The sequence below is a fragment of the Kineococcus glutinatus genome (assembly GCF_039542765.1).
Taxonomy (GTDB): Bacteria; Actinomycetota; Actinomycetes; order Actinomycetales; family Kineococcaceae; genus Kineococcus_A; species Kineococcus_A glutinatus.
In genome coordinates this window covers 1-633 of sequence record NZ_BAABIL010000634.1, presented here as the reverse complement: position 1 = coordinate 633, position 633 = coordinate 1, and the positions used below count along the sequence as shown (strand labels likewise).

1 protein-coding gene is annotated in these 633 nt (G+C 76.3%); it reads right to left on the bottom strand.

All coding sequences use genetic code 11. The features are described from left to right. Nucleotide 1: 1 nt before the first annotated feature. The gene (locus ABEB16_RS19355) at nucleotides 2-619 is read right to left on the bottom strand and encodes a DUF5998 family protein (RefSeq protein ID WP_345713840.1); all 618 of its coding nucleotides are present in this window, start codon (nucleotides 617-619) and stop codon (nucleotides 2-4) included. Between the last annotated feature and the right edge of the window lie 14 nt (nucleotides 620-633).

Here is a 633-nt window from a genome sequence, read left to right as displayed (position 1 = left end):
CTCACGGGTGCGCGGTCGCCTCCGACAGCGCCTGGGCGAAGGCCACCGCCGCGCGCACCGCCCCCGCCCCCTCGGCCGCCGCGGACACCCGCAGCGTGAGGTCGTCCCCGCTGAGGGAGCCGGTGTAGCCGTGGTCGGCGTCGCAGTCGGGGTCGGGGCAGCCGGCGGGCTCCAGGTCGATGCGGCGCACGGCGCCCCAGCCGACGGTCAGGGTGACCTCCTGCGGGGTGTCCCCGCTGCGGTAGTCCGCCGGGCGCGTCACGACGGAGGACACCACGACGGACTCCACCCGCTGCAGGGCCACCGCCTCGGTGGACGCCACCGCGTAGCTCTCCGGGGAGGTCTCGTCGGGCGCGTGGTCGTCGGCGTGGGCGATGACCAGGCGGTCCGGCGTGAGGGCGAGCACCGTGACGTGCCGTCGCACCTCGGAGCTGTCGAAGGTGGTCTCCAGGTGCACCAGGTGCGCCTCGACCCGGTCCCCGACGAGCGCCGCCCGCAGCACGTCGCAGACGAGCTGCGGGTAGTAGCCGGCGCGCTCGACGTCGCCGACGAGCTCACGGGGCAGATCGGCCGGGACGGTGCCCGCCGTCGGGTGCCGGGGGGTGGTGCGCTCGCGCATCCGGCCATCATCGC

Coding starts and splice junctions, on each gene's coding strand:
- ABEB16_RS19355 (WP_345713840.1), bottom strand. CDS start 619: ATGCGCGAGCGCACCACCCCCCGGCACCCGACGGCGGGCACCGTCCCG.